The following is a 13,714-nucleotide window of genomic DNA, read 5'->3' as shown; positions in this document are numbered from 1 at the left end:
TCAGTCGTTTTGTTTGAAATTAGATTGTTTCTTTATATGTCGTGCAATTTCTGTAGCTGTTACACCTAATTCTTTTAAATGTTTGATAATGGAAGCATGGTCTTCAGGTCTTGTCTGTGATAGTTTGTAAGCGGCTTGGATCTCATTGATCTTTATTTGAAAACCAACCACTCCCTTCACCTGTCGTAGTGTTTTGGAAGACATATCATGCAATGAGATAGGGTTTTCAGATTGCTGCTCGTACTTATCGACCAATCGGTGCAGGGCCTTCATGGTCGCCTCTTCATCCAATACGGTCAATTTCCCATAGACATGCACGGCAATATAGTTCCAAGTGGGCACTTCTTCCTCTTGGTACCAAGAAGACGAAACATAGGCATGTGGCCCATTGAAAATGCAGAGCACTTCTGCATTGTCTTCAAAAACCTTCCACTGTGGGTTGGCCTTTGAAATGTGACCGACCAGAACATCTTCGCCGGCCCTATCGGTTTCGAGCTCCAACGGAATATGCGTGGCCCACGGCTTACCATCGACTTGGTTGACCAAAATGCCAAAGCTGTTTTTCCTCAGAAACGCTTTGACTTCATCTAGGTTTTCGTTTTTGTAATAATGAGGAATATACATGTGCGGTATTTATTGTTTTTGTCGTTGTCTGTGCTTATTGTGATGCTGTTAATCTAATATATGGATAATCACCAAAACTGTTCTGTATCTTGTTGTTTACAATCGTAAATAATGCTGCAATGAGACAATTGTTTTCAATGATAATTTTGGTTTTGGTTTTAGGAGCATGTGCCGAAAAACATAAAATACCGGTATATGCATGGACGGGAGGCCCTGGTGAGGCCACTGACACGGAAATAAAATCGAAATTCGAAGACTACCGGGAAAAAGGAATTGATGGCTTGATGTACAATGGCGGTCATGACCCCGCCACCTACAAAAGGGTAGGGGCCATTGCAAAGGAAGTGGGATTGGAGTTCCATACATGGATTCCGACGATGGTACAGCCCAAAACCCCAAAGTTAGAAGCTGAATGGTACGCCACCAATGGCTTGGGCGAATCGGCACTTGAAAAGCCTGCATATGTACCTTATTATACTTTTTTATGCCCCAACAAAGAAGGGGTTCAGAACTTTTTGGCCGAACTGTACGGTAGTGTGGCCGAAGTAGAGGAGGTCGATGGCATTCATTTAGATTACATTCGTTTCCCGGATGTGATTCTGGCACGCGGACTTTGGGATAAGTATGGTCTGGTGATGGACCGCGAATATCCCCAATACGATTACTGCTACGGTGACCAATGCGTAAATGACTTCAAAGAAAAGACCGGAATCGATATCAGAGAGGTCGAAGACCCCTCTCAAGTACCCGAATGGAAGCAGTACCGGTATGACCTGATCACCAAAATAGTCAACCAACTTGCAGAAGTCGCACATGCCAAGGGTAAAAAAATCAATGCGGCCGTGTTCCCTGGGCCATCCATTGCAAAAACCATAGTACGGCAAGAATGGAACAATTGGAATTTAGACGCGGTTTACCCGATGAACTACAATGATTTTTATCTTGAAGGTCCTGAATGGGTCGGTGAAATGGTAGCGGAAGAGGCTGCAGCGGCCAAGAACGGAGCACCTGTTTACAGCGGACTCTTTATTTGCCCCAAGCCAGAGAACAAGACCAGTGAAAATGATCCTGAGAACCATGGTCTCTTGCCAGAAGAGCTGGGTACCGCCATTGCCACATCTATGCAGAATGGTGCGAAGGGTATATGTCTTTTCACACCCGAACGAATGACGGATGCCCATTGGGAGGAATTTGAAAAAGCCATTTACCAACAGTACACCACTGAATAAAAAAAAGGGCCTTATCAAGGCCCTTTTCGTTTTTTACAAGAAATGTGCTATTGACCGGAAGTCACCTGAACTTGACCAGAAAGGCCACTTAGGTCTTCCCTAAATGTCCAAAGTTCTGAATAATTGCCATGGGTCGAATCTTCAAATTCCTTTAAAAATCCCATAAAAGTCCCTTCACCGTGCACTTCTTCATACCATTGGGCAAATTTGTCTTCCCTGCCCATAAATGCCATTGAATCGAAAAAGTTGACCCAAACCATATCTTGGTACTTGGGGCTGCGTAGTTCATTGAAGTAAACCCCCCATTGTTCATCACCGTCTTTTTCTTTGAAAACTTTGGTCACCTTGTCCAAAACACCCATAAAGGCCTGCTCTTTAAAGCGCTTGATGTCTAGATAGAAAATGGCCAGGTTTTTCATTTCAAAATCTTTCGTGAAATGAGAATGTTTGGCATCTCCCTTCCAATACGTTGTGGTCATATTGGCCTCGGCATAGGGGGCCACATTGGCATTCCAGTCAGCACTATGTGCCGAATCAGGGTTATTGGCTTCATCAAAGGCGGCCCAGCTGGTTGGGCCCATGCTCCAAATGTATTTCCCCGAGTGCTTTCCACTGGCGATCCAATACACCCTAACGGCATTGGGCCCGGTTGCATGGAACTTTTTATTGTGGGCGGCCAGGCCTGCCTCGAACTCAGTGATCTTTGCAGGGTTCGGGGTCAGCATTACGTTCATAAAAATGGGTTCTTGTTGATTTTCTTGTGCTGACATAAGAAAAGGAATCAGCAATAGTGTAATGAGTACTTTTTTCATTGTTTGTTGATTTTAGCTAATAAATTATTAATGGTTTACAATCGATGGAATTTTGTTTAGCGGTCATTCGTTTGATAAAAATCCCACCTTACCTAAGACGTGCTATGGTATTGCTGCTCGATGCAATGCACGATTGATAGTCCTTTAAGATCTCAGATGCCTTTTCAGCGCTGCCGGCAATTTCATTCAGTGCCGTTCGCCACTTGACATCATCAGGGCTTATATCCCAATTCATGCCTTCGACACCCTCTTTCATGTGCCAAAGCAACATACTGTCATATGATCCCGAATTCAGTTCAAGGGCCATTACGGGTTGCGGTGTGCCAGCTTTTTCGCTTGCTTTTATGAAGTAGTCTTGAATGATAGACTGGGCCTTGTCATAGGTGCCCGGTTTATAGTCGACATACACGATATTGTACCATTGTGGATTGTCGTACTTCTTTGAGGCCATTTCTTGCGAGAGCAAATCTTGCACTCCGAATAGCAGGCAAATGCCCAGACCGATAATTTTAATACTTTTCATTATTTATAAATTTAATGTTGGATAGTTAGTAAGGGTTTGAAATCAAATTGAATTTCAATATTTAGCTCTTAGTCTTCAGCCTCTTTTGGCACTAGGCTACCTAAATCAAAATAATCTGACATGGTGGCAATTTTGCCATCTTCATTAAAGGTGGTCAGGTTAAAGAACTTCACACCGACTTCTTGCCCGCTTTCTGCGTGTGTTCCGGTCCAAGTGCCATATACACGAATTACATTGGGGTTCTTTGTGGCGGTTTCTTTAGGGTAATGGGAGCCTGAATAGAAGCCCCCGACGATTGAATCTGCAGTGACCACGCCTTCTTGATATTTTATGTTATCAAAACCGTCATGATAGCCTTTTATGGCCGCAAGAAATTCTTCTTTGCCCAGCCATTTGTTGCCATTGTAGCTTGGCGGGCTCCATACCAGTGAATCGGCCAACATCGCTGATTGGGCCTCTAAGTTCTCATCGCAGTGCGCTTGAAAAAAAGCGCGGATGGTTTCCACTTTTTTGTCAAAATCTGCATAATCGAGAGCAGATTCTTCATTCGATTCCATGGTTTCGGCCTCTGTTGAGGGTGTCGCTTGCTTACAGGAAATCATCGCCAACAGGGCAATCACCATTAGACTTTGCAATACTGTTTTTTTCATTGTTTGTTGATTTAGATACTATGTGATCGATTATTCAGATTCTGTATTCTCTTCCATCATTTTGGCCTCTGCCGCTATTTTTTGAAGCTCCAATACCACTTCGGTCGGATCCCAATAGCCATATTCCTTGACGATTTTGCCATCGGTAAATTGATAGGTAAGGTGTATGGGTATCGTAACTTCCTTGTCAGTGGCCGCAATGGTTCCTTGCCAATTGAGCCAACAATTCACCCAAGTTTCGCCATTGTCAGACACTACCATTTCATATTCTTGATTCTCGTCAAGAAACCCTCGGGTCGAATAATTTGCATCATTCTGCTCGTGATACGCCATGGTTTCACTTGGCGAAAGCGGATTGTCTTTAGTATTGTAAAAGGTCTTTGAGGTATCGGCATAAACGCTGATATCGTACGCTTTGGCATTGTAGTTTGCAAGCAGTTTTTTGACAGTGTCAATTTCGGGTGAATTTTGGGTGTAACGTTGAGGCCCTTGATTGCAGGCAAAGAATAGCAATACTGCCATCCCCAAAAAAAATGTTCTTTTCATTGTTTTGTTGATTTAAAGTTGATAGATAAGGCCCTAGCTTGGACCAGGGCCCATTATTGTTTATTGAGAAGGTGAATAGGCCATGTCAGGTCTCATTATAGCTTCAAATTGCTCATATTTTGACAGGCTACTTCTAAACTCATTATATAGCTTTTGCCATTCATCGCCCAGCATGGCATTGTTTGATGAAATTTTTGCCGCATAGTCGGCGGCATCTTTTGCAGCAACGGCAACCATATAGAATTCACCACGGGTACCAAACCCACTTTTATATACCCGATAATGCAATTTAGAACCTTTGCCCTCGAACATTTTTTTGATGGCCTCTACCTTTTCTTTCACGGCTGCTCTATCTCCCGGGGTATAGTGAAAATAATGGAACTTTCGATAGGGTTCTCCCTCTGGGGTCAATGTCAGTCCATCAGGCATATAAGAAAGTTCTTCATCTAGATGTATGATGTAATTCTGTTCAATGTCATAGCATTTGTCCATCTTATTGAACAAGTCTGCCATAGCGGTGCCACCCATTTTTTCGGCCAGTGTGGCAAAGATTGGTTTCTCGATGTCGGCCATGCTTGATATTGGGCTCACCCACATATAGCGATCATCGATCGTGTTCGAGACAATCACATTGACCTCTTGTATATTGTGCTTCTTCATATTCGCCGTAAGGTCTTTGCAAATGGCCTCATAATCATCGACCATTGACGGCTTTACCACGTCTTCGTGGATCCAAAAAGCCTGGGTCTTTTTTTCTTGCCCTTGCAGCAAGTCGGGCATTAAGCACAATGCCATGATAATTAGTAGCGTTGTTTTAAGTGTTCTCATCGATTTTGGTTTTAATTATTATTTATTTGATTTTCAATTGGTTAATGCACTATTGGTGGATTTAACGTATAACCCAGTTGTTGCAACAGATCTAGCTCATTGAAATACACATCTTCTTGATATAGCATTCCCATATCATCAAAATATAGATGTGAAAGTCCGTTGATCTTTACCTTCTTTCCCGTAGCGGGAAACTCACCGAACACCCCTGTGTTCGTTCCTGTCGAGGTCCAGTGCATAAAGACCTTGTTGTCTTTTATGTTGACACTGTCAAAAATCACCTCTAAATCTGGGAAAGCCGTAAAATATACGGCCATGTGGGCCTGCATTTCTTTTTGTGATCTGGCAACCCTGATACCGTTTAGGTATCGAGTAAAATTTTCTGTGGATATCGTGGCCAGACTTTCGCTATTGCCCTTGTTCCAGCAAGAATCCATAAAAGCACCGAGATTGTTCATAATGGTGCTTTCCATGGCCAGTAAAGTCTCTTGCTCATGCTTTTGCTGTCGATTGCAACAAATTAGAAGCACAAATAGCAATACGGGTATTACCGCAATATATCTCATTGTTATGTTCTCTGGGGGGATCGGTTGAACTGTTGCTAACTAAATAACCGATTTGTTTCAATTGGGCAAAGGGCTTTAGGACGAATACTTGTTTTTACTGTCCGAAAGGGCACTATTGGTTATCGAGTGAAAGTTGCCGATAAAAAACGTATATTTAATAGCCTCATTTCCCCCGGATGCAAATCAACTGAAGTGAGAAACCATTGGCCAACAACCATCTTATTCTCTTTCTTTTCTCTTTTGAATTGCAGTATCGTCATGGGGCAGATTATTGACCTCAACAGTGAAAAACCCTACAAAAAGGTTTTTGTCGACACCGATAATTTTGGTGCCTCTTATTTGGACATCTTAAAAGATACCTATCCCAAAGCACAGCCAGACTCCCTGAAGTTTTCAATGCTCAGTGACCTCGCCTACTACTCGCACACCCGCGATCTGGTCATGGCAATGGATTATACCGAAGCAGGTTTGAAACTCACCGAACAAAAAAAGGACACCCTTTGGCAAGGGCGGTTTCAGATCATACAAGGAGCTATTTTGCTGAGAATGGAAAAGCTTGAAGATGCTGAAATGGTATTGGAAGAGGCCAAAAGAAAAGTAAGAAAGAGTGATTTAGCTTTCTTGTACACCCAATTGGGCTATGTCTATGAGCGCAGGGGTGAGCTTGATAAGGCTGCCGATTATGCCCTTGAATCATTACGGCTTGGCGAAGAGCTGAAAGATAAAAAAGCCATTGCCCTGGCTTACAGTGATCTTAGTAATCTTTTCTGGAAACAATCAAGGTTTACATTGGGTCTTGAATACGGACTCAAATCACTGGAAATTTTTGAAGAAAGAAATATCAACGATCTAGACTATGATTTTACATTGTATGTCGTCGGCAACAACTATCTGAACTTGAAAAAATACAAGAAGGCATTAAATTACTATGAGCATTCCATCGCTATTGGTGAACGTTATGGATTTTATAACAATTTGAGCGATGTATACATTTCGTTGGTAGATCTATATGCCTACCTAAACGAATATGAAAAAGCCGAGGCCGCTGGGGCCAATGCCCTAAAATATGCGGAATTGCTGAACAACAACAATTTTATGGTGATGCGTTCTTGGCTGTCGATTGGCAAATTGCAGAATTTGCAAGGTAAATATGCAAGTGCCGTTGAAAGCCTAAAGAGGTGTATAACCATAGCCACAGATGAATTTGGTGATGAGTTCTATCTGAGCCAAGCTTATGAAACATTGGGCAAGGCCTATGCCGGCAACCACAATTATAGAGAGGCATACCTGGCTTTTGCAGAATATGACAAATTAAAAGATTTGATTTTCACCGCTGAGGCCGATCAACGAATATCATTGCTACAGACCGAATTTGATGTCGCACAGAAAGAGGGTACCATTATTGAGCAAGAAACACATATCAAAAAGCAAAAGACACGGCAGACCTTCGTTTTAATAATATCGGGCCTTCTTCTGTTATTGCTTGTTTTGTCGTACAAGGCAATACAAAACAATGTAAAAAAGAATAGGTTGTTACAGCGACAAAACAAAGAAAAAGAGTTTTTACTAAAGGAAATACACCACCGTGTCAAGAATAATTTAGAGATTGTTTCGAGCCTGTTGTCACTACAATCGGCACAGATGAATGACCCTGATATGATGGAAGCCATGCAGAAAAGCCAACAACGGGTGCAGAGCATGAGCATGATTCATCAAAAGCTTTACCAGGGCAGAAGTTTGGCGGCCATTGAAATGAAAGACTATTTTGTAAATCTTGGCAACTATGTCATAGCTACCTACGGGGCCAGTGAGCACATTACCTTGCAATGTGAGATGGATGAGTTGGAACTTGATGTCGATATGGCAATACCCGTCGGGTTGATCGTAAATGAACTGCTGACCAATGCAATGAAGTACGCATTTCCGAATAAAAAAAATGGACAGATAGTGGTAAGTCTTTTCGAGAAGGGCACACACTTATTTTTGAAGGTGTCAGATAATGGTGTTGGGCATATGGCAGAAGAACTAAACGAGAGAAAGGGATTTGGTACCCAGCTTATAAAACTATTGACCCAACAGTTAGATGGCAAAATGACATTGAGCATTGACAAGGGTACTTCAGTTTCCTTCGAATTCCAATACCATAAAGCAGCTTGAATGGAACCAAAGACACGTATATTGATTGTTGAAGATGATATGATCATTGCAGCTAACATTTCGCTACAATTATCAAATTTAGGATACGAGGTGATAGGTATTCAATCACGGGGTGAAGAAGCAGTTGCAACTGCCAAGGCCAATCCTCCAGATCTGATTTTGATGGATATCAACCTAAAGGGGCACCTGAACGGTATTGAGACGGCAAGGGCGATTCAGCAAAACCAAAATATTCCGATTATTTACCTTACGGCGAATACCGATGATTCCACATTTTTGAAAGCCAAGGAAACACATCCTTATGCTTTTATTTCTAAACCCTTCAATAAGCTTGACCTTCAACGCACTATTGCATTGACTGTCGAACAGGTCAAAGATAGTGCCGAGACCAATGGCAAAACACAGCCAAACCTTCAGGTGATGCATGATCGTATTTTTGTACGCCATAAGGGCAAGATGGTCAAGTTGATGCTGAGAGATATTTTCTACATCGAAGCAGAAAGAAATTATTGCAACATTGTGACCAACCACGGTTGTCATTTGGTTGTGGGCACTCTCAAGACTATTGAAAAGGAACTTCCCCGCGCACATTTTGTTCGTGTGCACCGGTCATATGTCATAAATATTTCAAATGTAGACGTGCTGGCCGACAACCATATCGAAATCAACAAGAAAGCCATTCCGGTCAGTAAATCGTTTAAAGAAAATTTGCTGGCGAGGCTTCACACCATATAAAAAAACCCAATATCAAATCACATTTATAGGGAGCTGCCAACTAGGTACTTACCAAAAGAAGACATGTGGTTACTGCTGCATTTTCAAATAATAGTCTGCAGAACGCTTGCCCGAACCATAGACGAAGAAAAAGCAACAGGCCAAAAAAGCAATCATGGCCATGATGAGATTTGACATGTTCATCTCACCGAGAAAGTTGGTCAGAATTGCTCCGATCAATACAGGGATCTGTACGGCAACGGCCCATCGGGTGAGCAATCCGATTACAATTAAAAAACCACCGACGAAATGAGCGGGCGCGATGTAGTGAAGAAAACTCATGCTCCCTGGTATTTTTCCAAAAGGTTCCATTAGCGCCCTCATTTGCTCAGGATTTGACATGAAATCAACACCCTTCATAAAGAGAAATACCCCAAGCGCGATTCTCAATAAATCTATGGGGTAATAGGCATGGGCATTGGCCCATTTATTCCATTGCTTTATTCTTCCCATGATTTTAAAATATTGTACCCTTTTTAAGGTATTCATTTTTAATGACATATAAAAGAAATAGTATTGGTTTTTGACCTAAGGTGGTGAAATAGGGTAGGGAACGGTCCATCCGCCAGATATAACATTTCGGCATCTTTTTTTAGTACTCATGGCTTTGTCACGACAATTTTGCTCTATCAATTTTTTCAAATCAAAAAACGGGCAGTCATGAAAAACCAACCAATTTACCTGATTTTCTTGCTCTCTTTTAATTGTCTACTTGCCCAGACCATTGTTTCGGGTACGGTCACCGATGGTTCAAAAAGTGCTATTTTTGGGGCCAATGTATATTTAGAGGGCACCTATGATGGTGCCTCTACCGATGAAAGTGGTAATTTTAGTTTTGAGACCAGTGAAACCGGTACCCAGACCTTGGTCATTTCTATGCTCTCTTTTGAGCCCCATTACGAAGTGGGTGATGTTTCCTATTTTACCAATCTACAAATTCAATTGGTCGAGGCCATCAATTCATTGACCGGGGTGACGCTCACTGCGGGCACCTTTGAAGCGGGCGATAACTCAAAAGTCTCGGTGCTCAAACCATTGGACATTGTTACCACGGCTGGGGCAGCGGGCGATTTTGTTGCCGCTCTGCAAACGCTTCCGGGCACCACGACCGTCAATGAAGATGGTCGTTTGTTCGTTAGGGGTGGTGACGCCGGTGAGACACAGGTTTTTATTGATGGTCTTCGAGTTTTTCAGCCGTTCAATGCAACGGCGAACAATATTCCGACACGGGGTCGCTTCTCTCCCTTTCTTTTTAAAGGGATTACCTTTAGTACCGGGGGTTATTCTGCAGAATATGGCCAAGCACTATCAAGCGTGCTGCTTTTGAATACCACTGACGTACCAGATCAAGAGAAAACCGATATTTCGGCCATGTCTGTAGGTGCGGGTATAGGCCATACTGAAATTTGGGGTGACCAATCGCTTAGCCTGAACACCCAATATATCAATCTAGCTCCCTATGAGAATTTGATACCCTCAACACAGGGTGTGCGATGGAACAGCCCATATGAGTCCATCGTAGGTGAAGCGGTGTTCAGAAGTAAAGGCGACAAAGGTTTGCTCAAGTTTTACACAGGCTTTAACCTTGCCCACTTGGATATCGCACAAGAGGATGTCAATTTTGAGGATTTTGTTCGTTTTCAACTGACCAATAAAAATCTGTATTTCAATGCCTCTTATAGATATTTCTTTGATAAGGAGTGGACCTTGACCACTGGGGCCAGTCTTTCATGGGACGCCAATGATGTCGGAATAATCGAAGATGCCATCGACACTGAAGAAACAGCTTCACATCTCAAAGCAAAAATCAAGAAAACATTTAGCGGTAGGCTTAACTTGACCGTGGGCACAGAATACTTTGTCACTGATTACTCAGAGACTTTTACGTCTACAGACGGTTTTACTTTTGATGCAGGCTATAATGACAGATTATGGGCAACTTTTATAGAGAGCGACATTTTCTTCAGTAATGATTTTGCCATGAAGTTGGGTGTTAGGAGCGAATACAGTACCGTTTTTGAAGATTTCACCTTGTCGCCACGTGTTTCCTTGGCCTATAAAACAGGGAAAAAAGGCCAATTTTCTCTGGCCTATGGTGATTTTTACCAAAATCCGTTGACGGCGATCTTGCGGTATGATCGATCATTGCAATCAGAAAAGACCTCACATTATATTTTGAATTATCAATTCTTGGGCGAGGGCAAGACATTTCGGGCTGAGGCCTATTATAAAGACTACGATGACCTGATCAAATTTGATACCGAAATGCCTCAGTTCAATTCGACCTTTAGCAACTCAGGAAGTGGTTATGCCGGTGGTGTCGATGTATTTTGGCGAGACAATAAAAGCATTCAAAATTTAGATTATTGGGTGTCTTATTCCTATTTGAACACAGAACGGGATTTTAGAAATTTTCGTGAGGCGGCAACACCTAATTTTGCCCCAGAACACAGTTTTTCAATAGTGACCAAATACTGGTGGAACAAACTTCGTTCACAGGTAGGGCTGTCATATTTATATGGATCGGGCAGGCCATATGACAATCCGAATTCTACCGAATTCCTTGCAGAGAAAACAAAACCTTTCAACAATCTGAGCGTTAATTGGGCCTATTTGATCGATCAACAGAAAATACTGTACTTCTCGGTGAACAACGTGCTCGGCATTAACAATATCAATAACTACCAATATGCCAATACGCCCAATTCAGATGGCGTTTTTGAACGGCAAGCGTTGCGCCCGGCCGCTGATAGTTTCTTTTTTGTGGGTTTTTTCTGGACGATCAGTGCCGACAAGAAAAGCAACCAGTTGGATAATCTTTAAATCGTTGACGATTCATCCACTAAAAGTCACAGTTCGGTAAGTCATATTGCTTAAAAACGGTAATCTCAAGCATATTTGCCGGTAAATAAGTAAAAACGAACAGTCATGAAAAAACTAATCATTTTGACCCTATTGTTCACCTCTTTTGCGACCAATGCCCAAGACAAATACACAAAGGGTATGGAAAAAGCATTTCAACTCTGGTCAGCGCAAAAAAATTTGGATGCCTCAAACCTATTTGAGCGCATAGCCATGGCAGAGCAAGACAACTGGCTTCCCTATTATTATGTGGCCTTGGTGAATACGACCGTTTCCTTTGGCGAAAAAGATGTGGAGAAATTGACCCAACAACTCGAAAAGGCAAAAGAGTTTATCGATATTGCCAAAAGTATATCTCCCGAAAATGCTGAAATTCTGGTCATGGAGGCAATGATAAACACGGCTTGGATCGCTTTTGATGGCGCCACATATGGTATGACCCTTTCGGGAAAAAACGCCCAACTTTACCAAAAAGCATTGGCACTTGCCCCAGATAACCCACGGGTGGTCTTTTCAAAAGCCGAATGGGATATGGGGTCGGCCCGCTTTTTTGGGCAAGATACCACGCCCTATTGTAAAGACGTGGACAGGGCTTTGCAACTTTTCGCTAATTTTAGCAACGATACGCCTTTTTATCCCTCTTGGGGAAAAGACAGGGCAGAAAGGGTATCAAAACAATGCGCTGAGTGAATAGAATTATTCAATATATAATCAAATTACTGGGCATCGCGATCATTATTGGACTCGGGGTAGCCCTAGTCTTCATAGGTTTAGAGGCCCTTATGGGGAGAGATGTCAATTTTAATATCCTATTGCTTAAAGAAGTGGGGTATTATGTCTTTTACTCTATCGTTCTCACTCTGGTCAACAGCATTTATTTTGATTATCTGAACGACAAAGTAAAATGGAAGCGTTATGCCAAATATCGAATTCCCATAAGTGGGCTTGGTGGGGTGATCATTACCATGCTCAGCATTTTTTGGATCCGTATTGTCATTTATATTGGTTTTGAAGGCAAAGATTGGGATTCTTTCATAGCAGGTGAAAAGGCCATTTTCTATGTTGTTGCCCTTTTGATCACCTTGGTCGTCACCGTTATCTTCCATGCAGCGCGCTTTTACAAAAACTGGCAAGAAAACCGTGTCAAAGAGCAAAAGATCATTGCAGGTACCGCATCAGCTAAATTCGATGCGCTCAAAAACCAACTCGACCCCCATTTTCTATTCAACAGCCTCAACGTATTGACCAGCCTTATCGAAGAAGACACACGACAGGCCCAGAGGTTCACCACATCGCTATCAAAAGTATATCGCTATGTGCTCGAACAAAAAAACAAAGATTTGGTCACGGTAAATGAAGAGTTGCGTTTTGCCAGAACGTATGTGCAGTTGTTAAAAATGCGCTTTGAAGATAGCATTACATTTGACATCCCTGAGGAAGCTAAAAATCCCGAGGCAAAGATAGTGCCGCTTTCATTACAGCTTTTGCTCGAAAACGCGGTGAAGCACAATGTGGTATCAAGTACCCGGCCCTTGAAAATCAAGGTTTTTGAAGAAGACGGACAGTTGGTGGTCAGCAATAACCTACAAGAGAAACAGGTGGTCAAAAAGAGCAGTGGGGTAGGCCTACAGAACATTCGTCAACGCTATGGTATCTTGACCGATAGGGAAGTGTATATTCAAAAATCAAATACTGAATTTACCGTAGCCCTTCCCATGTTGACCAAACAGCTCTCGGTAATGGAGACACAGCAATCCTTCCTCCAAGAAAAACGCTATTTAAAGGCCAAAGAAAAAGTTGAGGCCATCAAGGGATTTTACAGCAATTTGATCGCTTATTGTTTTGTGATTCCTTTTCTGTGGTGGCTGAACTTCAGAACTACTGATTTCCTCTGGGCCTTTTTTCCGACCATAGGTTGGGGATTCGGGGTCATTGCCCACGGTATGGAGGCCTATGGCTATAATCCCCTTTGGGGCAAACGTTGGGAAGAGCGAAAGATCCGCGAACTGATGGAAAAGGATGAGTTTTGAACAGAGCTATGGTTCCCTTGTCCCTCACCAAACAATCCATCCTTCAAAAGTGACAACTCGGCAACCTCTTTTTTATTTATCAAGCTGGCTTGATGATATTTGAGGTGTAATTG

Annotated in this window: 14 protein-coding genes; 6 read left to right on the top strand and 8 right to left on the bottom strand. The window is 42.4% G+C overall.

Going from position 1 to position 13,714, the window contains the following annotated elements:
* Positions 1-624, bottom strand: coding sequence for an FMN-binding negative transcriptional regulator (locus L0P89_RS00805; RefSeq protein WP_235266503.1), 624 nt, complete (start codon positions 622-624; stop codon positions 1-3).
* Between the two features lie 119 nt (positions 625-743).
* On the opposite strand from L0P89_RS00805, the gene L0P89_RS00800 reads away from it, so the two are divergent.
* Positions 744-1,853 (top strand): hypothetical protein, encoded by a 1,110-nt coding sequence (locus L0P89_RS00800; protein ID WP_235266502.1) that lies wholly within the window; start codon positions 744-746, stop codon positions 1,851-1,853.
* 47 nt (positions 1,854-1,900) lie between these two features.
* Here L0P89_RS00800 and L0P89_RS00795 read toward each other — a convergent pair whose 3' ends face one another.
* The 6 genes from L0P89_RS00795 to L0P89_RS00770 form a co-directional block, all read right to left on the bottom strand.
* Positions 1,901-2,665 (bottom strand): hypothetical protein, encoded by a 765-nt coding sequence (locus tag L0P89_RS00795; RefSeq protein ID WP_235266501.1) that lies wholly within the window; start codon positions 2,663-2,665, stop codon positions 1,901-1,903.
* Between the two features lie 88 nt (positions 2,666-2,753).
* On the bottom strand, positions 2,754-3,188 hold the full coding sequence (locus L0P89_RS00790; RefSeq protein ID WP_235266500.1) for a hypothetical protein: 435 nt from the start codon (positions 3,186-3,188) through the stop codon (positions 2,754-2,756).
* Positions 3,189-3,256: 68 nt separating this feature from the next.
* Positions 3,257-3,838 carry a nuclear transport factor 2 family protein gene (locus L0P89_RS00785; protein ID WP_235266499.1) on the bottom strand — a complete coding sequence of 194 codons (582 nt, stop codon included), beginning with the start codon at positions 3,836-3,838 and terminating at the stop codon, positions 3,257-3,259.
* Between the two features lie 30 nt (positions 3,839-3,868).
* A complete protein-coding gene (locus L0P89_RS00780) occupies positions 3,869-4,384 on the bottom strand; it encodes a nuclear transport factor 2 family protein (RefSeq protein ID WP_235266498.1) in 516 nt (171 codons plus the stop codon).
* Between the two features lie 60 nt (positions 4,385-4,444).
* On the bottom strand, positions 4,445-5,212 hold the full coding sequence (locus L0P89_RS00775; protein ID WP_235266497.1) for a hypothetical protein: 768 nt from the start codon (positions 5,210-5,212) through the stop codon (positions 4,445-4,447).
* Positions 5,213-5,253: 41 nt separating this feature from the next.
* Entirely contained in the window at positions 5,254-5,778 is a 525-nt protein-coding gene (locus tag L0P89_RS00770; protein WP_235266496.1) for an ester cyclase, read from the bottom strand.
* A 258-nt stretch (positions 5,779-6,036) separates the two neighbouring features.
* On the opposite strand from L0P89_RS00770, the gene L0P89_RS00765 reads away from it, so the two are divergent.
* Both L0P89_RS00765 and L0P89_RS00760 read left to right on the top strand, forming a co-directional pair.
* The gene (locus tag L0P89_RS00765; RefSeq protein WP_235266495.1) at positions 6,037-7,935 is read left to right on the top strand and encodes a sensor histidine kinase; all 1,899 of its coding nucleotides are present in this window, start codon (positions 6,037-6,039) and stop codon (positions 7,933-7,935) included.
* Positions 7,936-8,670: a LytR/AlgR family response regulator transcription factor gene (locus L0P89_RS00760; protein WP_235266494.1), complete on the top strand. Its 735-nt coding sequence runs from the start codon at positions 7,936-7,938 to the stop codon at positions 8,668-8,670.
* Between the two features lie 69 nt (positions 8,671-8,739).
* Here the strand turns inward: L0P89_RS00760 and L0P89_RS00755 are convergent, their stop codons facing one another.
* Positions 8,740-9,162: a DoxX family protein gene (locus L0P89_RS00755; protein WP_235266493.1), complete on the bottom strand. Its 423-nt coding sequence runs from the start codon at positions 9,160-9,162 to the stop codon at positions 8,740-8,742.
* 207 nt (positions 9,163-9,369) lie between these two features.
* Between L0P89_RS00755 and L0P89_RS00750 the strand changes: the two genes are divergently transcribed.
* The 3 genes from L0P89_RS00750 (at position 9,370) to L0P89_RS00740 (ending at position 13,601) form a co-directional block, all read left to right on the top strand.
* The gene (locus L0P89_RS00750; RefSeq protein ID WP_235266492.1) at positions 9,370-11,532 is read left to right on the top strand and encodes a TonB-dependent receptor; all 2,163 of its coding nucleotides are present in this window, start codon (positions 9,370-9,372) and stop codon (positions 11,530-11,532) included.
* A 105-nt stretch (positions 11,533-11,637) separates the two neighbouring features.
* Complete coding sequence (locus tag L0P89_RS00745; protein WP_235266491.1) at positions 11,638-12,261, top strand: hypothetical protein; 624 nt, start codon at positions 11,638-11,640, stop codon at positions 12,259-12,261.
* 5 nt (positions 12,262-12,266) lie between these two features.
* On the top strand, positions 12,267-13,601 hold the full coding sequence (locus tag L0P89_RS00740) for a 2TM domain-containing protein (RefSeq protein WP_235267970.1): 1,335 nt from the start codon (positions 12,267-12,269) through the stop codon (positions 13,599-13,601).
* The last annotated feature ends 113 nt before the right edge of the window (positions 13,602-13,714 follow it).

Source organism: Muricauda sp. SCSIO 65647 (assembly GCF_021534965.1).
In the GTDB taxonomy this organism is placed as follows: domain Bacteria; phylum Bacteroidota; class Bacteroidia; order Flavobacteriales; family Flavobacteriaceae; genus Flagellimonas_A.
The sequence above is the reverse complement of the archived record's forward strand: the minus strand, read 5'-3'. Positions and strand labels throughout refer to the sequence as shown.

Excerpts from the sequence above, each read along its gene's own strand:
- L0P89_RS00780 (WP_235266498.1), bottom strand. The coding sequence starts at position 4,384 with ATGAAAAGAACATTTTTTTTGGGGATGGCAGTATTGCTATTCTTTGCC.
- L0P89_RS00805 (WP_235266503.1), bottom strand. The coding sequence starts at position 624 with ATGTATATTCCTCATTATTACAAAAACGAAAACCTAGATGAAGTCAAA.
- L0P89_RS00745 (WP_235266491.1), top strand. The coding sequence starts at position 11,638 with ATGAAAAAACTAATCATTTTGACCCTATTGTTCACCTCTTTTGCGACC.
- L0P89_RS00760 (WP_235266494.1), top strand. The coding sequence starts at position 7,936 with ATGGAACCAAAGACACGTATATTGATTGTTGAAGATGATATGATCATT.
- L0P89_RS00790 (WP_235266500.1), bottom strand. The coding sequence starts at position 3,188 with ATGAAAAGTATTAAAATTATCGGTCTGGGCATTTGCCTGCTATTCGGA.
- L0P89_RS00795 (WP_235266501.1), bottom strand. The coding sequence starts at position 2,665 with ATGAAAAAAGTACTCATTACACTATTGCTGATTCCTTTTCTTATGTCA.
- L0P89_RS00755 (WP_235266493.1), bottom strand. The coding sequence starts at position 9,162 with ATGGGAAGAATAAAGCAATGGAATAAATGGGCCAATGCCCATGCCTAT.
- L0P89_RS00770 (WP_235266496.1), bottom strand. The coding sequence starts at position 5,778 with ATGAGATATATTGCGGTAATACCCGTATTGCTATTTGTGCTTCTAATT.
- L0P89_RS00775 (WP_235266497.1), bottom strand. The coding sequence starts at position 5,212 with ATGAGAACACTTAAAACAACGCTACTAATTATCATGGCATTGTGCTTA.
- L0P89_RS00800 (WP_235266502.1), top strand. The coding sequence starts at position 744 with ATGAGACAATTGTTTTCAATGATAATTTTGGTTTTGGTTTTAGGAGCA.
- L0P89_RS00750 (WP_235266492.1), top strand. The coding sequence starts at position 9,370 with ATGAAAAACCAACCAATTTACCTGATTTTCTTGCTCTCTTTTAATTGT.
- L0P89_RS00765 (WP_235266495.1), top strand. The coding sequence starts at position 6,037 with ATGGGGCAGATTATTGACCTCAACAGTGAAAAACCCTACAAAAAGGTT.
- L0P89_RS00785 (WP_235266499.1), bottom strand. The coding sequence starts at position 3,838 with ATGAAAAAAACAGTATTGCAAAGTCTAATGGTGATTGCCCTGTTGGCG.